General features: G+C 69.9%; 21 protein-coding genes. 11 read left to right on the top strand and 10 right to left on the bottom strand.

Annotated features, from left to right (window positions below):
• Nucleotides 1–581: 581 nt before the first annotated feature.
• The 5 genes from MQH10_RS05045 to MQH10_RS05025 form a co-directional block, all read right to left on the bottom strand.
• Nucleotides 582–944: a hypothetical protein gene (locus MQH10_RS05045; protein ID WP_242562971.1), complete on the bottom strand. Its 363-nt coding sequence runs from the start codon at nt 942–944 to the stop codon at nt 582–584.
• A 142-nt stretch (nt 945–1,086) separates the two neighbouring features.
• Nucleotides 1,087–1,278 carry a helix-turn-helix transcriptional regulator gene (locus MQH10_RS05040; protein ID WP_242562970.1) on the bottom strand — a complete coding sequence of 64 codons (192 nt, stop codon included), beginning with the start codon at nt 1,276–1,278 and terminating at the stop codon, nt 1,087–1,089.
• Nucleotides 1,275–1,715, bottom strand: a complete 441-nt coding sequence (locus tag MQH10_RS05035) for a hypothetical protein (protein WP_242562969.1) — start codon at nt 1,713–1,715, stop codon at nt 1,275–1,277. Before MQH10_RS05035 ends, MQH10_RS05040 begins: the two co-directional genes overlap by 4 nt.
• A gap of 214 nt (nt 1,716–1,929) precedes the next feature.
• Entirely contained in the window at nt 1,930–2,949 is a 1,020-nt protein-coding gene (locus MQH10_RS05030; protein WP_242562968.1) for a 2'-deoxycytidine 5'-triphosphate deaminase, read from the bottom strand.
• 94 nt (nt 2,950–3,043) lie between these two features.
• Nucleotides 3,044–3,265, bottom strand: a complete 222-nt coding sequence (locus tag MQH10_RS05025; RefSeq protein ID WP_242562967.1) for a hypothetical protein — start codon at nt 3,263–3,265, stop codon at nt 3,044–3,046.
• Nucleotides 3,266–3,477: 212 nt separating this feature from the next.
• Between MQH10_RS05025 and metZ the strand changes: the two genes are divergently transcribed.
• Nucleotides 3,478–4,662 (top strand): O-succinylhomoserine sulfhydrylase, encoded by a 1,185-nt coding sequence (gene metZ, locus MQH10_RS05020; RefSeq protein WP_242562966.1) that lies wholly within the window; start codon nt 3,478–3,480, stop codon nt 4,660–4,662.
• A 154-nt stretch (nt 4,663–4,816) separates the two neighbouring features.
• Here the strand turns inward: metZ and MQH10_RS05015 are convergent, their stop codons facing one another.
• Nucleotides 4,817–6,550, bottom strand: a complete 1,734-nt coding sequence (locus MQH10_RS05015; protein ID WP_242562965.1) for an alpha/beta hydrolase — start codon at nt 6,548–6,550, stop codon at nt 4,817–4,819.
• A 96-nt stretch (nt 6,551–6,646) separates the two neighbouring features.
• Between MQH10_RS05015 and MQH10_RS05010 the strand changes: the two genes are divergently transcribed.
• Nucleotides 6,647–7,099 (top strand): P-loop nucleotide/nucleoside kinase family protein, encoded by a 453-nt coding sequence (locus MQH10_RS05010; RefSeq protein WP_242562964.1) that lies wholly within the window; start codon nt 6,647–6,649, stop codon nt 7,097–7,099.
• Here the strand turns inward: MQH10_RS05010 and MQH10_RS05005 are convergent.
• Complete coding sequence (locus tag MQH10_RS05005; RefSeq protein ID WP_272886724.1) at nt 7,096–9,429, bottom strand: heavy metal translocating P-type ATPase; 2,334 nt, start codon at nt 9,427–9,429, stop codon at nt 7,096–7,098. The genes MQH10_RS05010 and MQH10_RS05005 overlap by 4 nt on opposite strands.
• A 63-nt stretch (nt 9,430–9,492) precedes the next feature.
• Here MQH10_RS05005 and MQH10_RS05000 point away from each other — a divergent pair, with 63 nt between their 5' ends.
• The 6 genes from MQH10_RS05000 to MQH10_RS26695 all read left to right on the top strand — a co-directional run bounded on the left by MQH10_RS05000 (nt 9,493) and on the right by MQH10_RS26695 (nt 15,684).
• Nucleotides 9,493–9,768 (top strand): metal-sensitive transcriptional regulator, encoded by a 276-nt coding sequence (locus tag MQH10_RS05000; RefSeq protein ID WP_242562963.1) that lies wholly within the window; start codon nt 9,493–9,495, stop codon nt 9,766–9,768.
• 93 nt (nt 9,769–9,861) lie between these two features.
• Nucleotides 9,862–12,126 carry a phosphoenolpyruvate--protein phosphotransferase gene (gene ptsP, locus MQH10_RS04995; RefSeq protein ID WP_242562962.1) on the top strand — a complete coding sequence of 755 codons (2,265 nt, stop codon included), beginning with the start codon at nt 9,862–9,864 and terminating at the stop codon, nt 12,124–12,126.
• A 275-nt stretch (nt 12,127–12,401) separates the two neighbouring features.
• Nucleotides 12,402–13,373 carry a helix-turn-helix domain-containing protein gene (locus tag MQH10_RS04990; RefSeq protein WP_242562961.1) on the top strand — a complete coding sequence of 324 codons (972 nt, stop codon included), beginning with the start codon at nt 12,402–12,404 and terminating at the stop codon, nt 13,371–13,373.
• Nucleotides 13,374–13,440: 67 nt separating this feature from the next.
• Nucleotides 13,441–14,580 (top strand): flavodoxin-dependent (E)-4-hydroxy-3-methylbut-2-enyl-diphosphate synthase, encoded by a 1,140-nt coding sequence (ispG, locus tag MQH10_RS04985; RefSeq protein ID WP_242562960.1) that lies wholly within the window; start codon nt 13,441–13,443, stop codon nt 14,578–14,580.
• A 164-nt stretch (nt 14,581–14,744) separates the two neighbouring features.
• Nucleotides 14,745–15,038, top strand: a complete 294-nt coding sequence (locus MQH10_RS04980; RefSeq protein ID WP_242562959.1) for a hypothetical protein — start codon at nt 14,745–14,747, stop codon at nt 15,036–15,038.
• Nucleotides 15,039–15,219: 181 nt separating this feature from the next.
• Nucleotides 15,220–15,684 (top strand): DeoR family transcriptional regulator, encoded by a 465-nt coding sequence (locus MQH10_RS26695; RefSeq protein ID WP_242562958.1) that lies wholly within the window; start codon nt 15,220–15,222, stop codon nt 15,682–15,684.
• Here MQH10_RS26695 and MQH10_RS04970 read toward each other — a convergent pair.
• Both MQH10_RS04970 and MQH10_RS04965 read right to left on the bottom strand, forming a co-directional pair.
• Nucleotides 15,681–15,968: a hypothetical protein gene (locus MQH10_RS04970; protein WP_242562957.1), complete on the bottom strand. Its 288-nt coding sequence runs from the start codon at nt 15,966–15,968 to the stop codon at nt 15,681–15,683. The two genes, MQH10_RS26695 and MQH10_RS04970, sit on opposite strands and share 4 nt — an antisense overlap.
• Nucleotides 15,969–16,110: 142 nt before the next feature.
• Nucleotides 16,111–16,974 carry a hypothetical protein gene (locus tag MQH10_RS04965; RefSeq protein WP_242562956.1) on the bottom strand — a complete coding sequence of 288 codons (864 nt, stop codon included), beginning with the start codon at nt 16,972–16,974 and terminating at the stop codon, nt 16,111–16,113.
• 224 nt (nt 16,975–17,198) lie between these two features.
• Here MQH10_RS04965 and prfA point away from each other — a divergent pair, with 224 nt between their 5' ends.
• Entirely contained in the window at nt 17,199–18,275 is a 1,077-nt protein-coding gene (prfA, locus tag MQH10_RS04960; RefSeq protein ID WP_242562955.1) for a peptide chain release factor 1, read from the top strand.
• Here the strand turns inward: prfA and MQH10_RS04955 are convergent.
• Nucleotides 18,233–19,462 carry a YihY/virulence factor BrkB family protein gene (locus MQH10_RS04955; RefSeq protein WP_242562954.1) on the bottom strand — a complete coding sequence of 410 codons (1,230 nt, stop codon included), beginning with the start codon at nt 19,460–19,462 and terminating at the stop codon, nt 18,233–18,235. The genes prfA and MQH10_RS04955 overlap by 43 nt on opposite strands.
• 96 nt (nt 19,463–19,558) lie before the next feature.
• On the opposite strand from MQH10_RS04955, the gene MQH10_RS04950 reads away from it, so the two are divergent.
• Both MQH10_RS04950 and prmC read left to right on the top strand, forming a co-directional pair.
• Nucleotides 19,559–20,332: an MOSC domain-containing protein gene (locus MQH10_RS04950; protein ID WP_242562953.1), complete on the top strand. Its 774-nt coding sequence runs from the start codon at nt 19,559–19,561 to the stop codon at nt 20,330–20,332.
• Complete coding sequence (gene prmC, locus MQH10_RS04945) at nt 20,329–21,198, top strand: peptide chain release factor N(5)-glutamine methyltransferase (RefSeq protein ID WP_242562952.1); 870 nt, start codon at nt 20,329–20,331, stop codon at nt 21,196–21,198. Before MQH10_RS04950 ends, prmC begins: the two co-directional genes overlap by 4 nt.
• The last annotated feature ends 133 nt before the right edge of the window (nt 21,199–21,331 follow it).

The raw sequence follows: 21,331 nt of genomic DNA, 5'->3' as shown, positions 1-21,331 counted from the left end.
TTCTCGCACCGGCGCGGCGGCCGCCGGCCGCCCCGGTCGCCGCCGATCCCCGCCGTCACGCCCCGGCCCGCAACCCGGTCCGCGCGGCCCAGGCCAAGGTCGCCGCCTATGCCGGCGGCGGCGCGGCCGCGCCCGCGCCCAGCAGCGACTGGGAAGAGTTCTAGGCGCGCAGGTCCTCACGGACGGATCTCAAAGGGGCGGCGTCCAGCGCGGACGCCGCCCTTTTTTGTCGCCTAGAGGGTTGGCGTCGAGCGAGCCTGAACCTTTGACTGAACCGCCCGCCCGCCTTCGTTCAGTGACTGTGTCCAAGCAGGCCGAAGAACACGTCCGGCATGACCCAGACCAAGGCCCCGTGACCGCGAGCCATGCGCCCCAGATCGCCACCCATCGCGCGATCGATATCGGCCCGCCAGCCAAGCGCCAGATCGCGGTAGCGACCGCCACATCCAAGACGGCGGCCAGGGCGACGACCGTCGGACCTGGCAGAACGGGCGCCATCCAGACCGCCTGGATCTGGGGGAACAGCATCGAGGCCCAGCTCAATAGATCGACTGTCCGGTCGCATAGATCGGCCGCGGGGGCTACGAGGTCGGCCAGCCCAGCAGCGCGCGCAGGCGCAGAGCGCCGTCGGTCAAATAGGGGAAGTAATAGTCGGTCACGAAGGTCACCGCCGCCCATGCGGCCATCACCCCAAGCAATGTCCTCAGTCCAATCCGGGGCGGCAAGGCGCGCCAGAGGGCGGCCAGGAGCCCGACGTCCAACAGCAGGGTGAGCAGCAGGGTGGCGAGCGGCCTCTGCAGGAAGAAGATGATCGGCATGTACAGGATGTGCGGGAACAGCGATCCGACCATGGACCAGATGTTCCACACCGCCTCGCAGGTGGGCTGAAATCCACAGGGATCCGGTCCGATCAGCGCCGGCAGAGCGGCGAGACCCAGGCCCATGGGCGCCAAGGCGACCAGCGCGGGAATTCGACGGAGGCGCGCGCCATCATTTCACCCGGCTCGTCATCAGGCTCCCCTTCATCAGTCGAAACAAAAAGGGAACATTGATATCGATAGTTGTCCAGGCAAAATTCGAGCGACCTTAGACCTCCGAAAACACCTCTTCGATCGTCAGGCCGAACAGCCGGGCGATCCTGAAGGCCAGCGGCAGGCTGGGATCGTACTTGCCGGTCTCGATGGCGTTGACGCTCTGGCGCGAGACATCCAGGCGGGCGGCGAGGTCCGCCTGGCTCCAGTCGCGTTCGGCCCTCAGGACCTTGAGGCGGTTCTTCATCGTTTGGCGAACCGCCACCAGAGGCCGAACAGGGTCGAGCCGATCACCTGCAGCATGAGCGGCAACATGTAGCCGCTGGTGAAGGCGCGCGCCGCGACGGGTCCGGCGTCGGTCGCGGGATACAGCATATGCAGGCCGCCCAGGCCGATGAAGACGAACACCGGGACCGAAATCAGCAGCCCCAAAAGTCCGCCCCAATGCCAGGCCAGACGCTGGCCGGTCCGCCAGAATTCATCCTGGGTCCGATAGATCCGGACTGCGAACACCGCCCACCAGGCGACCGCGAGGGCGACCAGTCCCGTGACCAGCAGAATCCGCGCCGACCCGGGCGGTCCTGATCCGCGAGGGATCAGAAGGGGCGCCAGCATCAGGGCGAAGAACCCCACGACGCCGACGATCATATAGGTCCGAAGCCTTGATCCACGCGATGCCACCATGACGCGCCTCCTTGTCCATATGTAAAGGAAACGCGACATTTCTTGTGGTGTCAAGCGACCTTGACTAGCGCCGTCTGTTCCTCGCCCCGCGTCGCGGGGAGAGGTTAGGTGAGGGGCTCTTTCGGAGGTTCAGCGACCACGGTGAGGCCAGCGTTCGGCGCTGACGCGCCTCACCCCTCACCCTGCCCTCTCCCCGCGTTGCGGGGCGAGGGGTCTACTCCCAGACGCGGAAGTGCTTGGAGAGCTTCAGACCCTGGCGGAGATAGTGGCTGCCGCCCTCGCCATAGAGCCGGGACGGCTTGGCGGTCAGCGGCTCATAGACCATGCGGGCGACGGTCTGGCCGTCCTCCAGCAGGAAGGGGGTCTCGTGGCTGCGCACCTCGAGCACGCCCTTGGAGCCGACGCCGCCGGCCTCCTCCGTGCCGAAACCGGGATCGAAGAAGCCCGCATAGTGGACGCGGAACTCGCCGACCGAGGGGTCGATAGGCGTCATCTCGGCGGCCTGCAGCACCGGGATCACGATCGCCTCCTTGGAGGCCAGGATGTAGAACTCGCCCGGGTCCAGCAGCAGCTCGCCGTTGCGGGGGATCAGCGGCTCCCAGTAGTTGCGCGGGTCGTGGCCGTCGACATGGTCCATGTCGATGACCCCGGCGTGGCGGCGGGCGCGGAAGCCGGCGACCTCGGCGGTCAGGTCGACGCCGACGCTGACCGACTCGAGCTTCTTCGGCTCGCCGGTCTTCAGCCGCAGCTGGTTCAGCCGGGTGCCGGTGCGCACCAGGATCGAGAAGGTCTGGGGCGCGATCTCGATATAGGTCGGGCCGTGATAGCCGGGCTTCACGTCGTCAAAAGCCGGCTGGTGGTCGGAGAGCAGGCGCACGAAGCAGTCGACCCGGCCCGTGGAGCTCTTCGGGTTGGCCCGCGCGCTGATCCCCGGCGGCAGGGACAGGCGCTCCTGCAGCTCGGCGATATAGACGCAGCCCTTTTCCAGCACCGCGCCGCGGGTGAGGTCGAGCTCGTGCATCGAGACGTCGAGGATGCGGCTGGCGACCGTGCGGTTGGTGCGCGGCAGGAACGAGGCCCGCACCCGCCAGGCGCGCGCGCCCAGGCGCAGGTCGAGGCTGGCGGGCTGGACCTGATCCAGATCGAAGGGCGTGGCCGAGGTGACGGCGCCCTGGGCGATCAGGTCATCGATGGACTGGCAGGGGAGAATCCCGCCGGAAGAAGCTTGGGTCATCGGCCGGACACTCGCCGTCCCACCTCACGATTGCAAGCGGGTCGGAGTCCGCCTGCCGCGAGGACCGGCGCGCGCGGCCGACACCCCGCTCCCCCTAGTAGCTCTTGGCCGGCCGCTTGGCGGCGATCACCGCCAGCAGATAGATCATGGCGCCCATGCCCAGCAGGCTGACCGACGGGCCGACGCCCTGGGCCAGGATCAGCTTGGCCGGCACCTTGGCGACCATGGCGGCCGGCAAGAAGGCGACGCCGACATCGGCCAGGCCCACCAGGGCCAGGACGATCCCCAGCAATTGAAACAGCATCACGAGCGGCATGTTTTGGTTCCCTCCCAGGTTCGGGAGAAACGCTAGACCCGCGTTCTGCGAATTGGGTAGGCGATTCAGCCCTATGGCGAACCGTTAAGCTTGACCCGGCGCCCTTGGCGGCGTTCAAGCGCGCCAGCTGTAAGGCCCCCGCAGGAAAACTGGGTTTCGCTTTTCCGGCGTGTCGGCCATCAGCGCGTCACACCTTCTGCAAGGAGCCTCCCATGGCCGAGAACCCGCAAGACTGGCAAACCGAGACCAAGCTGGTGCGCGGCGGCATGGTCCGCTCCCCCTATGGCGAGATCTCCGAGGCGCTCTATCTGACCCAGAGCTTCGCCTATGAGAGCGCCGGCGCCGCCGACCGCCGGTTCTCCGGCGAGGAGCCGGGTTTCATCTATCAGCGCTTCGGCAACCCCACGACCCAGATGTTCGAGGACCGGCTGGCCCTGCTGGAGGGCGCCGAGGTCTGCCGCGCCACCGCGTCCGGCATGGCCGCCGTGCATGTGGCCCTGCAGGGCCTGGTGCGGGCCGGCGATCACATCGTGGCGGGCCGGGCCCTGTTCGGCTCCTGCCGCTGGATCCTGTCGGACTGGATGCCGCGCTTCGGCGTCGAGGTGACCTATGTGGACGCCACCGACCTGGAGGCCTGGAAGAACGCCGTCCGCCCCAACACCAAGTGCTTCCTGGTGGAGAGCCCGGCCAATCCGCTGCTGGAGGTGACCGCCATCGGCGCCGTGGCCGAGATCGCCCACGCCGCCGGGGCCAAGCTGGTGGTCGACAATGTGTTCGCCACCCCGGTGTTCCAGAAGCCGCTCGCCCTGGGCGCCGACATCGTCGTCTATTCGGCCACCAAGCATATCGACGGCCAGGGCCGGGTGCTGGGCGGGGCGATCCTGGGCGCCGAGGCCCTGATGACCGAGAGCTACAAGGACATCCTGCGCCACACCGGCCCGGCCCTGTCGCCGTTCAACGCCTGGGTCCTGCTGAAGGGTCTGGAGACGCTGGAGCTGCGCGTCACCCGCCAGTCGGAGAACGCCGCCAAGATCGCCGACGTGATCGGGGCGCACGCCAAGACAAAGCGCGTGCTCTATCCGGGCCGGCCCGACCACCCCCAGGCGGCGATCATCGCCAACCAGATGAGCGGCGGCGGCAATGTGGTGGCCTTCGACCTGGGCGACCGGGCGGCGGCCTGGCGGTTCCTGGACGCGCTGGCCATCGTCGACATCTCGAACAATCTGGGCGACGCCAAGTCGATGGCCACCCACCCCTGCACCACCACCCACCGCTCCATGCCCGAGGCCGAGCGGCTGGAGATCGGCCTGACCGAGGGCTGGGTGCGGATGAGCGTCGGCCTCGAAGGCTCCGGCGACCTGATCCGCGACGTCAGCCGCGCGCTCGACGCGGCCTAAACGAGGCTCCTCCCCCGCTGGGGGAGGGGGACCCTGAAGGGGTGGAGGGGGCCGCTCCGACAGGAGCGGTCCTGGTCGTTCGGCCCGATCCGACCTTGCAGGCCGGCCCCCTCTGGCCCTCCGGGCCAGCTCCCCCAGCGGGGGAGCAACCGATCTATTTCGACGCCGCGGGAACCGGCAGCTTGAAGTCCGGCGACCAGTGGGTCGCCGTGCCCGCCGTCACGTACCAGCAGATCAGCAAGGCGCAGATCAGGGCGCCGGGCACATAGGCGTTGGTCCGCCGATAGGTGAAGGCGCCGATGATCCCGACCACCGCCATCAGGGGCACGAACTGGATGGCGATGATGATGTTCAGGGGCTCGGCCGGGGTGAGCAGCAGGCCCGTGGAGAACAGGCTCGCATACTGGAGACCGACCAGGATCGCGAAGCCGCCGGCCATGGCGCCTGCGGCGGTCAGATAGGCGGAGAGCGGCCCCTCCCCCTTCACCGCCAGATTGGCGCTCAGCGGCCGCATGGCCACCAGGAAATAGGCGGTCCAGAGCGGCAGATAGCTCAAGGCATAGCGCGCGTGGACGGCGTCGAGCGGCTTCAGCCCCAGAACCCAGAAGCGGTAGTCGACCTTGAACAGGGCGTCGACGAGCACGAGCGATCCATTACCCACCGCCATGACCGCGACGGCCAGCAGGATGGCCGGGCCGCCCTCCTTGGCCAAGTTCGACTTGCCCCGGCGCAGGATGAGACCCAGGACCAGGGTGATCAGGCCGTTGAGGATCGCCCAGACCAGCAGCTGGTTGGTGATCCACTGGGGGAAGGCCTTCATGGGGAAGAACAGGTTCCCGAGCTTCATGAACGGGAAATAGGTGAGCGCCGGGATGGCGATGGTCAGGACGAGGCTGAGCAGCCACTTGCCGTCGCGCTTCAGCGTCGTGGGCTGGGGCTCGGCCTTCAGGCCCGCGAAGACCGGCGTGCTCAGCAGGAGCTCGAAGGTCCCGAGCAGCAGGATGACGAAGCCCAGGAAGGCGGCGAGCGTCCCGACCTCCTTCCAGATCCAGATCTGATTGTTCGGGTCCATTGGCCGGGCCTCGCCCTTCAGCGTGGTCTGGAACCAGTCGACCGCATGGCCGATCCCGGCGCGGGAGAAGTGCTCCCAGGGGTGGGTGACCGGCGGATTCCACAGGATGCGCCCGGTCCCGGCGGCGAGGTCGCCATAGAGCTTGCCCTCCACGACAGGGCCCGCCGATCCGAACAGGCCGCGCAACCGCTTGGAGGTGGCGACCATCGAGCCCTTGGGGACCTGCCACATCAGGACGGCGAATTCGTCGAACTTGCCGAACACCAGGGCGACATTGCGGGGCGCCGCGGGGGTGGCGGTGGCCGGCGCGCCGAGCAGGCCGGGCGTTGTGCCTTCCAGCACGATCGCGCGATAGCCGTCGGGCTGATCGGCGGCGGCCGACAGCACCGGGCCGGCGCCCAGGCTGTGGCCCTCCAGGCCGATATTGCTGCGGTCCACCTCGGGCCGGGACTGGAGATAGCGCAGGGCCGCCGGACCGCCGAAGCCTTGGGCGCCGACCGTGCCGCCGGAATAGCCGTGCCCGGTCATGTCCATGGCCAGCACCACGAAGCCCCGGCGCGCCAGTTCGATGGCGAAGGGGCTCTGCATCTCGCGGGTGTTGATATAGCCGTGGCTGACCAGCACCGCCGGGGCCGGATGGGCGGCCGTCGCGGTCGGCGGGAGATAGAGCAGACCGCTCATCACCACGCCCTTGTCGCCCGGGAAGCGGACGTCTGTGACCTTGACCCCGCCGGTGGTCTGCACCGCATGGGCCAGAAAGGCCCCGGCCAGGATCACCGCCCAGCCCAAGACAAACAGCCGCCACTTGCCGCCCATGATCCCGCCTCCCCTGTCGTTGAGCGGAACTATGGGCGTAGCGCGGCCGGGCGGGAACCGACAAAATGGGTCGCCCAGCCAGAACGCGGAGCCCCTATGTCGCCTGTTCTACATCTGATCTGCGGCCTGCCGGGCGCCGGCAAAAGCACGCTCTCGCGCAGGCTGGAGGCGGAGACCGGCGCCGTGCGGCTGACCTCCGACGAATGGCTGCTTCGCCTTGGCGCAGACGCCTATGACGAGACCACCCGCGCGGCGGTGGACGACCTGCAATGGGAGCTCGCCCAGCAACTGCTGCAACGCGGACTGAGCGTGATCCTGGAGCCCGGCTTCTGGACACGCGAGGAGCGCGACCGGTTTCGCAGGCGCGCGACCGAGCTGGGCGCGTGCGCCCAGCTTCATTTTCTCGACGTCCCCCGCGACGAACTGGTCCGCCGGCTGATCGCCCGCAACGCCGACCTGCCGCCTGGCAGTTACCACGTCGATCCCAAACACATCGACGACTGGATCCCGTTGTTCGAACGACCCGACGCCGACGAGCTGGACGCTTAGAGCTTCAAGCCCCGCAATCTGAGCGCATTGCCGATGACGCTGACCGAGGACAGCGACATGGCCGCCGCGGCGATGGGCGGCGAGAGCAGGAGACCGAAGGCCGGGAACAGGATCCCGGCCGCCAGCGGCACGCCCGCGACATTGTAGAGGAAGGCGAAGGCCAGGTTCTGGCGGATGTTGGCCATCACCGCCCGGGACAGCCTGGCCGCCCGCAGCAGGCCGGCGAGGTCGCCGCCCAGCAGGGTGACGCCGGCGCTCTCGATGGCGACGTCGGCGCCGGCCCCCATGGCCACGCCCACATCAGCGGCGGCCAGGGCCGGGGCGTCATTGACCCCGTCGCCGGCCATGGCCACCACCCGGCCCTCGGCCCGCAGGCGCGAGACAACCGCGGCCTTGTCGGCGGGCGAGACCTCGGCCTGGACCTCGTCGATGCCGAGGCTGGCGGCCACGGCCTTTGCAGTGACGGCGTTGTCGCCGGTCAGCATGACGATCCGCATGCCCTGGGCGTGCAGGCCGGCGATGGCGGCGCGCGTGGTGGGCTTCACCGGATCGGCGATGGCGAACAGGCCGGCGAGGCGCCCGTCCACGGCGGCGAAGACCACCGTAGCCCCCTCGGCGCGCAGGGCGTCGGCCCGCGCCGCCAGGGACTGGGCGTCGATCCCCCGAGCGGCCAGCAGGCTCGCGCCGCCTATGATGACAGCCCGGCCCTCCACCTCGCCCAGCACGCCCTGGCCGACCGGAGAGTCGAAGGCCGTGGTGGCGGACAGGGCCAGGCCCCGCGCGGTCGCGGCGCGCACGATGGCCGCGCCCAGGGGATGCTCGCTGGACCGCTCCAGGCCGGCGGCGAGGCGCAGCAGGTCCGCCTCGTCCATATCCAGGGCCTCGACAACCGTCACCGCCGGCTTGCCCTCGGTGAGCGTGCCGGTCTTGTCGACCACGATCGTGTCGACCTTTTCGAAGCGCTCCAGGGCCTCGGCGTCGCGGATCAGCACGCCGGCCTGGGCGCCGCGTCCCACGCCCACCATGATCGAGATCGGGGTGGCGAGCCCGAGCGCGCAGGGGCAGGCGATGATCAGCACACTGACGCCGCAGACCAGGGCATAGGCCAGGCGGGGCTCGGGCCCCCACAGGCTCCAGGCGGCGACTGACATCAGGGCGGCGGCGACCACGGCGGGGACGAACCAGCCGGAGACCCTGTCGGCCAGGCGCTGGATCGGGGCGCGGCTGCGCTGGGCCTGGGCGACCATCTGGACGATCTGGGCCAGCAGGGTCTCGGCCCCGACCTTCTCGGCGACCATGACGAAGCCGCCGGTGGTGTTGAGCGCGCCGGCGGTGACCGCATCGCCCGGCTGCTTGGTCACCGGCATGGACTCGCCCGTCACCAGGCTCTCATCGACCGCCGCGCGGCCCTCGATCAGCTTGCCGTCGACCGGGATCTTCTCGCCGGGGCGGACCCGCAGATGGTCGCCGGGATGGAGGACCTCGACGCCGACCTCCTCGTCGGTCCCGTCGGCGCGGATCCTGAGCGCGGTCTTGGGCGCAAGGTTCAGTAGCGCGCGGATGGCGCCGGAGGTCCGCTCGCGGGCGTTCAGCTCCAGGATCTGGCCCAGCAGCACCAGGACCACGATGACGGCTGCGGCCTCGAAATAGAGCGGCGCCTCGCCCTGCATGCCCCGGAAGGCCTCCGGGATCAGGCCCGGCGCAACCGTAGCGACGACGCTGAACAGCCAGGCGACCCCGGTCCCCAAGGCGATCAGGGTGAACATGTTGAAGTGGCGCGTCTTCAGCGAGGCCCAGCCCCGGGCGAAGAACGGCGCTCCGGCCCACAGGACCACCGGGCTCGCCAGGGCGAACTCGATCCAGGCCAGCAGGCCCGGCGCGATCGGCCAGTGCTTGCTCGTGAGGTGCGGCCCCATCTCCAGCACGAACAGCGGAACCGTCAGGGCCCCGCCCAGCCAGATCCGGCGGGTGAAGTCGATCAGCTCATGATTGGGCGGCGCCTCCGCCGTGACCAGGTCCGGCTCCAGCGCCATGCCGCAGAGGGGGCAGGACCCCGGCCACTCCTGGCGGATCTCCGGGTGCATCGGGCAGGTGTAGATCGTCCCGGCCGGGGCCGGCGGATCGGGCTCACGGGGGCTCAGATATTTGTCCGGGTCCGCCAGGAACTTGGTCCGGCAGCCGTTGCAGCAGAACCGGTACAGGCGCCCCTCGTGCTCGGCGGAGGGTTTGTCCGCCTTCGGATCGACCTTCATGCCGCAGACCGGGTCGATGTCGAACCCGTCGGCGGCGTCGGCCATGGGGTGAGCGTGGGCGTGATGATCATGGGACATGCCCTCGCCTTATACCCCCCAGGGGCATATTGCAATTACCCCCCATGGGTATATGGTCCGCCCATGGACGCCGCCGGAAAACCCAAGCTCTTGAACCGCCTGAGCCGCATCGAAGGCCAGGTGCGCGGCATCGCCCGCATGGTCGAGGAGGATCGCTATTGCATTGATGTCCTGACCCAGCTGCAGGCCGTGCGCGCCGCGCTCGGGCGGGTGGAGACCGAGTTGTTGAAGAACCATCTCGATCACTGCATCGAAAGCGCGATCGTCTCCGGGGATGCGCAGGAACAGCGCAGGAAGGCCGGCGAACTCATCGAATTGCTGGGGCGGACGGCGCGCTGAGGCGCAGCTTGACGCAGGGGCCGCATTTCCGTCTCCGTTCCGACGTTCAAAGCTGCTAGACGAAGGCTTCCTGGGAGAGGAGACCGGGCCTTGATGCCCTCACCGAACGTGGCGACACGCGGACAACGCAGCCTTCTGCGGCAGATCCGTGAAGCGCTCGCCGGCGGCGGCCCCGCCCAGGCGCGCCTCGACATGGTCGTGCGGATCATCGCCCGCTCCATGGTCGCCGAGGTCTGCTCGCTCTATATGCGCCGCGCCAGCTCCGACATGGAGCTGTTCGCCACCGAGGGCCTGGATCCCAACGCCGTCCACGTCACCCGCATGAAGCCGGGCGAAGGTCTGGTTGGCGAGATCATGCGGCTGGGCCGGCCGCTGAACCTGTCCGACGCCCCCAACCACCCGGCCTTCTCCTACCGCCCGGAAACCGGCGAAGACCCCTTCCACGCCTTCATGGGCGTGCCCCTGCTGCGCGGCGGCCGGGCGATCGGGGTGCTGGTGGTCCAGAACCGCACCGAGCGGGTCTATTCCGACGACGAGGTCGAGGACCTGCAGATCGTCGCCATGGTGCTGGCCGAGATGGTCGCCGGCGGCGAGCTGGCCGCCGAGGGCCACCTCAAGGGCATCGACATCGCCCCCACCAAGCCGGAGCGGCTGAAGGGCGCCAAGTTCGCCGACGGCCTGGCGCTCGGCGTGGTGGTTCTGCACGAACCGCCCGTCGCCCCCTCCCAGCTGCTGGCCGAGGACGTCGGGGCCGAGGACGCGCGGCTGAAGACCGCCATCTCCGAGCTGCAGGCCCAGATCGACTTCATGCTGGAGGGCCAGCACGGCCTGGTCGAGGCCTCCTACGAGGTGCTCGAGACCTACAAGATGTTCGCCCACGACCGGGGCTGGAGCCGGTCGCTGGAGGATGCGGTGCGCAACGGCCTGACCGCCGAGGCGGCGGTGGAGCGGGTGCGGTCCGAGCACCGGGCCCGTCTGGGCCAGGCCCGCGATCCCTATCTGCGCGAGCGGCTGCACGATTTCGAGGACCTGGCCGACCGGCTGCTGCGCCACCTGTCCGGCGACGGCGCTGCGGCGCGCGAGCTGCCCGAGAACGCCATCCTGGTCGCGCGCAACCTCGGCCCCGCCGACCTGCTGGAATATGACCGCACCAAGCTGAAGGGCCTGTTGCTGGAGGAAGGCTCCTCCGCCAGCCACGCCGCCATCGTCGCCCGCGCCCTGGAAATCCCCTGCGTCGGGCGGCTCACCGGCCTGCGCGACAAGGTCTCCGAGGGCGACCCGGTCATCGTCGACGCCGAGACCGGCGAGGCCTATCTGCGGCCCCGCCCGGACGTCATCAAGTCGCTCCAGGCCCGCCTGGAGGTGCGTCTGCAACGCCGGGCCGAGTTCGCCAAGCTGCGCGACACCCCGGCCTACACCCGCGACGGCGCCAAGATCACGCTTCTGATGAACGCCGGCCTCGACGTCGATCTCGACATCCTGGCCGAGACGGGCGCCGAGGGCATCGGCCTGTTCCGCACCGAGTTCCAGTTCATGGTCGCCGAGGAGATGCCGCGCTTCTCCGCCCAGGCCGCCCTCTATGGCCGGGTGATGGACGCCGCCGGCGACATGCCGGTGACCTTCCGCACCCTCGACCTCGGGGGCGACAAGGTGCTGCCCTATATGGAGGCCGAGCGGGAGGACAATCCGGCGCTCGGCTGGCGCGCCATCCGCATGGGGCTGGACCGCCCGGCCCTGCTGCGCCTGCAGCTGCGGGCCCTGATCGCCGCGGCCCGCGGCCGGCCCCTGCGCATCATGTTCCCCCTGGTGGCCAGCGTCGACGAGTTCCGCGCCGCCCGCGCCCTGGTGGACCACGAGGTGGCCTGGGCCCAGCGCCGCGGTCGGCCCGCGCCGTCGCGGCTGGACGTGGGGGCCATGATCGAGGCGCCGGCGGTGATCTGGCACCTGGACGCCCTGCTGCCGATGACCGACTTCGTCAGTGTCGGGACCAACGACCTGATGCAGTACCTGTTCGCCGCCGACCGGGGGAACCCGCGGGTGTCGGACCGCTACGACTTCCTGTCGCCCCCGGCGCTCCGGGCGCTGGAGACGATCCAGCGCGCCTGCGCCGAGACCGGCACGCCGGTGTCGGTCTGCGGCGAGATGGCGGGCCGGCCCCTGGAGGCCTTCGTCCTGACGGCGCTCGGCTTCGAGCGGCTGTCCATGCCCCCGGCCGGCATCGGACCGGTCAAGCAGATGGTGCTGTCCTGCGATCGGGAGGCCGCGCGGCGCGGGGTCTCGACCCTGATCAAGAGCTCGGCGGGCTCGATCCGCAACGAGATAGAAACCTTGGCGCGCAAACTCTACCTCGCCATCTGAGGGAGGCGGCCTCGGTTCGCAACCGAAGCTGGGCCTTGGGATAACGCCGTTTTGCGCCTCCACTGCCCGATTTGGTGGGTTCGCCTCGCGCGGGAATTAACCATGCGTTTCGAAATAGCGTATTGATTTCCGAACTTTAGCGTGATAATTCTGGACAATAGTTAATGCTCCGGCGCAGTCGGAGTTTGGGGGCGTCTCGGTATTATTCGCCGGACGGAAGATTAGGGGTGCGGGTAGCCATGCCGCTCGATACTGGCGGGGTTACGAATCTTCATTTGCCGACCGACTGGGATCGCGATCCCGGGGTCGCCGAGTCCTATATGCCCAACTTGGATGCTGGTCCCGATATTGGCGTAGCGCTGAAGACCGCCCGGGAGTTCCGCGGCCTGTCCCTGCAGGATGTCGCCGACCAGACCCGGATCCGCCGCGCCTATCTCGCCGCCATCGAGGAGATGCGGCTGGACGAGTTGCCGTCGCGCCCCTTCACCATCGGCTATGTGCGGGCCTACGCCAATGCGCTCGGCCTGGACGGCGAGGCCGCCGTCGAGCGGTTCAAGACCGACGAGCCGGCGGCCGACGAACCCCTGCGCGAGCCGGTCGGGGTGCGCCGGGACGGCGACCCGCGCCTGATGACCATCATTGTCGGCGGTGTGCTGATCATCGGCGCGATCGTGCTGTGGAACGTCGCCCAGCGCGCCATGAACGAGCAGGCGCCGCCGCCGCCCACCGCGCCGCCCACGGCCGCCGCGCCGCTGGCCACCGCCCAGGGACCCGTGTCGCTCGGCGCGCCGCTGCCGGCGCCGGTCGAGTCGACCACCCCCACGCCCTATGAGACGCCGGGCCTCGAGGCCTCGATCGCCTCGTCCGGCTCGGCCGACGGGGTCGATGCGGCCCGCAAGGCCGCCGCCCAGTCGAACACGCCCAAGGCGCCCGATCCCCAGGCCCAGCCCCTGCCCCAGACCTTCGCGGCCCAGGGCACGGTCTACGGCGCCGCCGCCAACGCCTCCCAGGTCACCCTGCAGGCCCGCAAGCCGACCTCGCTGATCGTCCGCGGTCCCGACGGCTCGGTCTATTTCGCCCGCCAGCTCGCGGCCGGCGAGGCCTATCGCGCCCCGATGCTCAAGGGCGTCACCGCCGATGTGGTCGAGGCCGGCGCCGTCCAGGTCTTCGTGGGCGGCCAGAGCAAGGGCCTGCTGCCGGTGGGTCTGAACTCCGTGGCCAAGCTGGCGGCGACGCCGCAGGGCTGATCGGCCGCTCGATCGGTCTGACGCAGTCCTTGGGTTTTCGCGCGCGAGGCCCTATTTTGCGGCCATCATGACCGTCCAAGATCACACCCACGTCCGCCCCTGGCGCGCCATCGACCGGCGCCCCTCGCGCAAGATCCGTGTCGGCAATGTGGAAGTGGGCGGCGACGCGCCGATCTCTGTCCAGTCGATGACCAATACGCTGACCGCCGACGCGGCCGCGACCATCGACCAGATCCGTCAGCTGGAGGAAGCCGGGGCCGACATCGTCCGCGTCTCCTGCCCCGACGAGGACTCCACCAAGGCGTTCTCCACGATCGTAAAGGCCTCCAAGGTCCCGCTCGTGGCGGACATCCACTTCCACTACAAGCGCGGCATCGAGGCGGCCAAGGCCGGCGCGGCCTGCCTGCGGATCAATCCGGGCAATATCGGCTCGCCCGACCGGGTGCGCGAGGTGATCCAGGCGGCCCGCGACCACGGCTGCTCCATGCGCATCGGGGTCAACGCCGGCAGCCTCGAGCCCCACCTGCTGGAAAAGTATGGCGAGCCCTGCCCCGCCGCCATGGTCGAGAGCGCGCTGGACCACGCCCGCATCCTCCAGGACCACGACTTCCACGAGTTCAAGATCAGCGTGAAGGCCTCGGACATCTTCATGACCGTGGCCGCCTATCAGCAGCTGGCCGAGGCCATCGACTGCCCGCTGCATGTGGGCGTCACCGAGGCCGGCGGCCTGCGCTCGGGCACCATCAAGTCCTCGATCGGCATGGGCTCCCTGCTCTGGGCCGGGATCGGCGACACCATCCGGGTCAGCCTGGCCGCCGATCCGGTCGAGGAGATCAAGGTCGGCTTCGACATGCTGAAGTCGCTGGGCCTGCGCCACCGCGGCGTGAACATCATCGCCTGCCCCTCCTGCGCCCGTCAGGGCTTCAACGTCATCCAGACGGTGGAGGCGCTGGAGGCGCGGCTAGCGCACATCTCCACCCCCATGAGCCTGTCGATCATCGGCTGCGTGGTGAACGGGCCCGGCGAGGCGCTCATGACCGATGTCGGCTTCACCGGCGGCGGCAAGGGCTCGGGCATGGTCTATCTGGCCGGCAAGCCGGACCACAAGATGGACAACGGCCACATGGTCGACCACATCGTCGAGCTGGTCGAGGCCAAGGCCAGGGAACTGGAACAGGCCCGCGTCCAGGGGCTGGCGGCCGAATAAGCTCCCCGGACGGCGGCACGCCCCAGGGTGGAGCGGACGCCGCCCGCACCCGCGACCCGTGCTCGGCGAACACGATCACATATTTCTCAAAACTGACGCCTGCGTCACCCTTGCGTCGGCCCTCAGGCCTTGATTAGGTGCCGCCTCCAAAAGGGAGGGACACCATGTCCGCTGACGGCAACTGGAAGATCACCATCAACTCGCCCATGGGCGCGCAGACGGTCGACGCGACGATCACGACGAGCGGTGACTCGTTCACCGGCATCACCAAGGGCGCGATGGGCGAGCAAGCCATCGAGGGCAAGGTTTCCGGCGACAAGCTGACCTGGTCCACCGCCATCACCTCGCCCATGCCCATGACGCTGGAATTCGACGTCACGGTCGCCGGCGACAGCCTGAGCGGCAATGTGAAGCTGGGCGCCTTCGGGTCGGCCTCGCTGACCGGCGTGCGCGCCTAAGCTTCCCGCAAGGGACCAAGGCGCCTGAAGGGGCGGAGCGGTCGCCTGATCGCTCCGCCCTTTTGCGTTTTCGGCCGCCAATACTCAAAATCGGGTACTCATTCTGGTGAATCCGAGTCTTAGTCGTGCGGGGGAAAATCCCCGGCGAGGGTCGGGGATCGCGCAGGAATCGGGCGGGATCGTGATTGAGTATGATGAAAGCCATCAGCGGGCGGCGATCCAGCTGGCGAGCGACTATCTGCTGCGGGCGGTCGGAGCGGCCAACCGGCACCTGGGCGGCGACCTGACCCGCGGGGCGGTGATCATGGGGGTGATCCAGGCCAATATCCGGCCGACGGCGCCGGGCGGCCCGGAGCACTTCGGTCCGCCCTGCCTGCGTCCCGTGTCAGGCGGCGCGCTCGCCGCCATGCTGGGCATCCCCGCCGAGACCGTGCGGCGCAAGGTCAAGACCCTGATCGAGGAAGGCTATCTGGTGCGCGTCCACGGCGGCCTGACCGTGCCCGCCGAGGTGCTGGCGCGGCCGGAGATCTCGCGTCTGGTGCGGGCCAACTATGTCAATCTGCGCCGGCTGTTCCGCCAGCTGCAGAGGGTCGGCGTCGATCTCGGCGCCACGAGCCTGCGCCCCGAGGCGGCGCTGGAGACCTAGCCGGTCTTCTTGGCCTCCGCGCCGGCGCGCAGGAAGGCCTCGGCCTCGGCGGTCAGCGCCCAGCGATAGGCGCCGGGCCCGAAGGGACGGCGGAACAGGGGCCGCACCCCGCCATAGCCCGCATCGGTCCGGCTATGGGCGTCGAACACCGCCACGGCCCGGGCCCGCAGGTCGAGATCGCGTACGCCGTCGCGGCTCCTATGGGCGCCCAGGCGGTCGATCACCTGATCGCGATGCGCCGCGCCGCCCAGGGTCAGCAGGACCTCGGCGATCTCACCGACCAACGGATCCATCCCCGGCGCGGACCGGACCGGGCGGCGTCTGGGGGGTGGAGCGAGCATCGACATGAGTCGAAGCTACCCGGCTTGAGGACATCGGAAAACCGAACACACGGGAGCGGCGTCGGGCTTCTCCTCGCAGGCGAGGTTAATGGTGGCCGTCGCCGCCATGGCCATCGCCATGCCCGCCGCCCGCGCCATGGGCGTCGCCGCCGTGCGCCGCGGCTGGCGGCGCGACCCTCGGCGGGGCCTCGGCGAGCTCGCTCCAGGTGCGCTGTTCGAAGCCCTGGTCGGCCACCTGCCAGACCAGATGCACCAGGCGCTTGGCGAGGTCGGGATCGCCCCGCACCCCGCGCGCGGCCTCCTCCTCGGGCGTCCAGGCCAGCCGGTCGACCACGTCCTTCAGGGGCTTCAACAGCACCCCCTTCTCGATCAGCCGGTGCAGGCGCGGCTTGGCCTTGTGGGCGCGATAGGTGGTCTTCTTCCAGATCCAGGCGCCCTCGGTGACGAAGCGGCCGCGGCCCTCCGGATCGAGGTCGTCCAGCAAGAGGTCGAGCAGGGCGCGGGCGTCGGCGATCACCCCGTGCGGCGGGGCCTTGCCCTCCATCACCTTGCCGAGCGAGGCCCAGACATATTCGAACCGCTTGGGGAAGTCGGCCGGGACGGCGGCGCTGAAGGCGGGCGGCGGCGGCCCGGCGGGCGCCTTGTGCTCGTCCTTCTTCTTCTCCTCGGCCTTGGGCGGCGCCATGCAGGCGCAGAGGAAGGCCTGGGGCCAGGGGGTCAGGCCGCAGCGGCAGAATCCCTGCAGGCCAGACGGCGGCGCGGGCGGATAGGGCGCCGGCGCGGGCGCCTGGATGATGATCGGATAGGAGGCCGGGGCGGCCGGACCGGGCGCGGGGACCACCACCGAATAGGCTGGCGCCGGCGGCGGACTGACCGCGACGGGCGTCGCGACCGGCGCGCCGGCGGCCTTGGCCGCCCCGCCGCTGTCGTGATGCGCGTCCTCGCTCATCGTCCCCCTCGTCCCCCGAAACCGTCTCGCGTTCAGAATAACGCGGCGCGAAACATGGTTAACGACCACCAAAGCCGGAGTTTGGCAAGTAAGCTCGACCAACAGGCGAACGGCTTGACCCCCGACGCCCGATCCCTGGTCAGGACCTCCATGCGCGACCAGGGCGTGACGGCGCGGGCCACCGGCGCTAGAAGGCGCGCTTCCGTTCACAGGTCTCCAAACACGTGCGTCTTCCCCAGGCCCGACTCGATCAGGTGCTCGACCGTTTCCGCGAGATCGAGGCGCGCATGGGCGCGGCCGCCGACGGCGCCGAGATCGTGCGCCTGTCCAAGGAGCACGCTGAGCTGAAGCCGGTGGCCGACGCGGTCCAGACCCTGGCGCGCGCCCGCGAAGAGGCGCCCGAGCTGGAGGAAATGCTCAAGTCCGGCGACGCCGAGATGGCCGAGCTGGCCCGCGACGAGCTCGACGCCCTCAATGAGCGCCTGCCCAAGCTGGAGCACGACGTCGCCCTCCTCCTGGCGCCCAAGGACAAGGACGAGAACGCCTCGGCGATTCTCGAGGTCCGGGCCGGCACCGGCGGCGACGAGGCCGCCCTGTTCGCCGGCGACCTGTTCCGCATGTACCAGCGCTACGCCGCCCTGCACGGCTGGAAGGTCGAGATCGATTCGGTCTCCGAGGGCGAGGTCGGCGGCTACAAGGAAATCATCGCCGCCATCACCGGCGACGGGGTGTTCGGCCGGCTGAAGTTCGAAAGCGGCGTCCACCGGGTGCAGCGTGTGCCGGAGACCGAGGCCGGGGGGCGGATCCACACCTCCGCCGCCACCGTGGCCGTCCTGCCCGAGCCCGAGGATGTCGAGATCGAGATCCGCGACCAGGACATCCGCATCGACACCTATCGTTCGTCCGGGGCCGGCGGCCAGCACGTCAACAAGACCGACTCGGCCGTGCGCATCACCCACGTGCCCACCGGCATCGTGGTGACCAGCTCCGAGAAGTCGCAGCACCAGAACCGCGCCCGGGCCATGAAGGCGCTCAAGGTCAAGCTCTACGACATGCAGCGCGAGGCGCTGGACAACGCCCGCTCCGAGGACCGCAAGAGCCAGGTCGGCTCCGGCGACCGTTCCGAGCGCATCCGCACCTACAACTTCCCGCAAGGCCGGGTGACCGACCACCGGATCAACCTGACCCTCTACAACCTGCCCAAGATCCTCGAGGGCGAGGCCCTGGACGACGTGATCAATCCGCTGATCGCCGAGGATCAGGCGGCCCGGCTCTCGGCCCTGGAAGACGAGTTCAACTGACGCCGGCGCAGGGCCGCCCGCAGCCGCCGGGCGCCCGCCTCCCCCTGCCGCCATCCCTTGATCAGCAGGGCCTCGGCGTCGGTCTTGAAGGCCACCCCCACCGTATCGGCCATCACCGCGCCGCGCTGGCCCATGGGCTGGGGCGGACCCGTCGTGGTGTCGACCGTGGTCTGATGCTCCGTCTCTGCGTTCAGCTCCGCCCCGGCCAGGATCGCCAGCACCGAGAACCAGATCCACAGCATGCAGCCGACCGCCGCGCCCAGGGAGCCGTAGGTGGCGTCGAAGTGGGCGATGTTGTCGAGGTACCAAGACAACCCGAGCGATCCGATCAGCCAGCCCAGGGCGGCCGCGGCCCCGCCGATCCGCACCCAGCGCCACCGGGCGTGGGCCCGGCTGGGCCCGTAGCGATAGAGGGCGGCGAAGGCCCCCGAGGCGACGACGAACAGGCCGATCCAGCTCAAGGGATCCCAGAAGGGCGCGAGCACGCCCAGGCCCGACCTGCGCAACAGCAGCGGCGTGGTCACCAGCACCACCGTCAGCAGAGTCGTCAGCACCAGGGCGGCCAGGGTGAAGCCATAGGTCAGGGCCGTGCGCGCCGCCCAGCCACGCCGCTCGGTCTCGCCATAGGCGACGTTCAGCCCCTCGAACAGCGAGCGCATGCCGGCCTTGGCGCTCCATACCGACAGCAGCAGGCTGACCACGAAGGCCAGGCTGAGGGTCGCGGGCGGTCCGCTGGCCAGCCGGGCCATCTGCAGCTCCAAGAGCTCCAGGGCGGCGCGGGGCACCACCGCGGCGAAACCGGCCAGCAGCCGCGGGGCGTCGGCCACATCCCCGAACAGGCCATAGAGGGCGGCGAAGACCCCAAGCGCCGGGAACACGGCCAGCAGCACATAGAAGGTCACCCCGCCGGCCACCGCGGTCAGGCGATCGGCGGCGATCTCCCGCCAGGTGCGCCACAGGATGTCCGCCCAGCCGGCGGGCGGGATGTCCAGCGGCGTGGCCGCCATCCGGCCGCGTCCGGGCTCGAGGATCTCATAGGCCGGCTCGGGCGGGGCCTCTGGCGGTCCGAGGTCGACCACGGCCGGCGCGGCGTGGCGATGCGCCAGCAGGACGGCCAGCCCCACCCAGGGGACCGCGATCAGGGCCGCGCCGGCGATCCGCCGTCCGATCCTCCGCCGCTCCGCCACCCTGGTCTCCCGCGCCTGATCGAGGCTGGAACACCCGGACGGCGCCGCCGTTCCGTGGCGCTTGTGGAAGCCGCCCGCTTGCGGCAACAAGCCCCGATGGACGCACACGTCGCCGGCCTCTTCCGCCACCCCGTCAAGGGCTTCACGCCGGAGCCCCTGACCGCCGCCGGCCTGACCGCCGGTGGCCCCTTCCCCTGCGACCGCCTGTTCGCGGTCGAGAACGGCCCGTCGGGCTTCGATCCCGCCGCCCCGGCCTTCGTCCGCAAGCAGAAGTTCACCGTGCTCGCCGCCATGGCCGAGGTCGCCAAGGCGCGCACCGCCTATGACGAGGCCACGGGCGTGCTGACCGCCAAGGCCGCGGGCCAGCCCGACCTATCCGCCAAGCTGAGCGATCCTGCGGGCGCCGAGGCCTTCTGCGCCTGGCTGGCCGGCCTGCTGGGCGAGGCCGCGACCGGCCCGCTGAAGCTTGTCCAGGCGCCCGGCCACCGGTTCATGGACCACCCCCTGGGCCATGTCTCGATCATCAACATGAATAGCGTCCGCGACCTGGAGGCCAAGGTCGGACGCCCGATCGACCCCCTGCGGTTCCGCGGCAACGTCTATGTCGAGGGCTGGCCCGCCTGGGTCGAGAACGACTGGGAAGGTCGGACGCTGATGGTCGGCTTCGCCCGCGCCAAGGTGTTCAAGCCCATCGTCCGCTGTGTCGCCACCCACGTCGATCCGACGACGGCCGAGCCGGACATGGACCTGGTGAAGGCCCTGTTCGACAACTACGGGCACATGCACTGCGGGATCTATGTCCACGTGACTGACGGCGGGACCGTCAGCCTGGGCGACGCCTGCACCACCCCGCACCCGGAGGCCGCATGAGCCAGACGCTTCTCAAGGCCTGGCAGGGCGCCAAGGCCGCCCTGGAGGCCGCCGGCCTGGTCGGGCCGGTGATCGACGCCCGCCTGCTGGTCGAGGCCGCCGCCGAGGCCACCCGCGCCGATATCGTCGGCGATCCCTACCGAGCGCTGACGCCGGAGCAGGAGGCCCGCCTGGCCGACTATGTCGCCCGCCGCATCCGCCGCGAGCCGGTCAGCCACATCCTGGGCCGCAAGGGCTTCTGGAAGATCATGCTGTCGGTGACCAAGGACGTGCTGACCCCGCGCCCGGACACCGAGGTGATCGTCGACCACGTGCTCAAGGCCTTCCCCGAGGCCATGGCCTTCAACGTCCTGGACCTGGGCGTCGGGTCGGGCGCGATCCTGCTGGCGATCCTGGCCGAGCGGCCGGCCGCCAAGGGCCTCGGCGTCGACGTCTCCGAGGAGGCGCTCGCCGTCGCCCGCGAGAACGCCGCCAATCTGGGCCTGGGCGGGCGCGTGGCCCTGCTGCGCGGCGACTGGACGGCGGGGCTGTCCGACGACAGCTTCGACCTGGTGGTCTCCAATCCCCCCTATATCGCCACCGACGTGATCGAGACCCTGGAGCCGGAGGTGGGAGTGCACGAGCCGCGCCTGGCCCTGGACGGCGGCCTCGACGGCCTGGACGCCTATCGCATCCTGGCGCCGGAGATCCTGCGGGTCCTGAAGCCCGGCGGAACCTTCGCGGTGGAGATCGGCTACGACCAGAAGACGGCGGTCGAGGCCCTGTTCCGGGCGGCCGGGGCCAGCGGCGTCACCACCCTTCTCGACCTCGCCAACCACGACCGGGTGGTGACCGGCGTGAAAAACCCCTTGGAAACCCGGCCCTGACTCGCTAAGTCAGGTACCTGTCTCCACCCAATTCGCTGGTGCTACAGGTTTCGGACTCCTGGATTCAGGGCTCGAGAGCCGCTCCAGCAGGCGCACGACTCCTCGTGACGCGCGCCTCACCTCAGGGCGGACG

The sequence above is a fragment of the Phenylobacterium aquaticum genome, assembly GCF_022695515.1.
Lineage (GTDB): Bacteria > Pseudomonadota > Alphaproteobacteria > Caulobacterales > Caulobacteraceae > Phenylobacterium > Phenylobacterium aquaticum.
The sequence above is the reverse complement of the archived record's forward strand: the minus strand, read 5'-3'. Positions and strand labels throughout refer to the sequence as shown.

What these genes read in the sequence shown, in the direction of transcription:
- MQH10_RS05000 (WP_242562963.1), top strand. Translation starts at nt 9,493, where the DNA reads ATGGACGCCGCCGGAAAACCCAAGCTCTTGAACCGCCTGAGCCGCATC.
- MQH10_RS05040 (WP_242562970.1), bottom strand. Translation starts at nt 1,278, where the DNA reads ATGAAGAACCGCCTCAAGGTCCTGAGGGCCGAACGCGACTGGAGCCAG.
- MQH10_RS05015 (WP_242562965.1), bottom strand. Translation starts at nt 6,550, where the DNA reads ATGGGCGGCAAGTGGCGGCTGTTTGTCTTGGGCTGGGCGGTGATCCTG.
- MQH10_RS05010 (WP_242562964.1), top strand. Translation starts at nt 6,647, where the DNA reads ATGTCGCCTGTTCTACATCTGATCTGCGGCCTGCCGGGCGCCGGCAAA.
- MQH10_RS05030 (WP_242562968.1), bottom strand. Translation starts at nt 2,949, where the DNA reads ATGACCCAAGCTTCTTCCGGCGGGATTCTCCCCTGCCAGTCCATCGAT.
- MQH10_RS05005 (WP_272886724.1), bottom strand. Translation starts at nt 9,429, where the DNA reads ATGTCCCATGATCATCACGCCCACGCTCACCCCATGGCCGACGCCGCC.
- ptsP (WP_242562962.1), top strand. Translation starts at nt 9,862, where the DNA reads ATGCCCTCACCGAACGTGGCGACACGCGGACAACGCAGCCTTCTGCGG.
- prmC (WP_242562952.1), top strand. Translation starts at nt 20,329, where the DNA reads ATGAGCCAGACGCTTCTCAAGGCCTGGCAGGGCGCCAAGGCCGCCCTG.
- MQH10_RS05045 (WP_242562971.1), bottom strand. Translation starts at nt 944, where the DNA reads ATGGGCCTGGGTCTCGCCGCTCTGCCGGCGCTGATCGGACCGGATCCC.
- MQH10_RS05025 (WP_242562967.1), bottom strand. Translation starts at nt 3,265, where the DNA reads ATGCCGCTCGTGATGCTGTTTCAATTGCTGGGGATCGTCCTGGCCCTG.
- MQH10_RS04950 (WP_242562953.1), top strand. Translation starts at nt 19,559, where the DNA reads ATGGACGCACACGTCGCCGGCCTCTTCCGCCACCCCGTCAAGGGCTTC.
- metZ (WP_242562966.1), top strand. Translation starts at nt 3,478, where the DNA reads ATGGCCGAGAACCCGCAAGACTGGCAAACCGAGACCAAGCTGGTGCGC.
- MQH10_RS05035 (WP_242562969.1), bottom strand. Translation starts at nt 1,715, where the DNA reads ATGGTGGCATCGCGTGGATCAAGGCTTCGGACCTATATGATCGTCGGC.
- MQH10_RS04965 (WP_242562956.1), bottom strand. Translation starts at nt 16,974, where the DNA reads ATGAGCGAGGACGCGCATCACGACAGCGGCGGGGCGGCCAAGGCCGCC.
- ispG (WP_242562960.1), top strand. Translation starts at nt 13,441, where the DNA reads ATGACCGTCCAAGATCACACCCACGTCCGCCCCTGGCGCGCCATCGAC.
- MQH10_RS04980 (WP_242562959.1), top strand. Translation starts at nt 14,745, where the DNA reads ATGTCCGCTGACGGCAACTGGAAGATCACCATCAACTCGCCCATGGGC.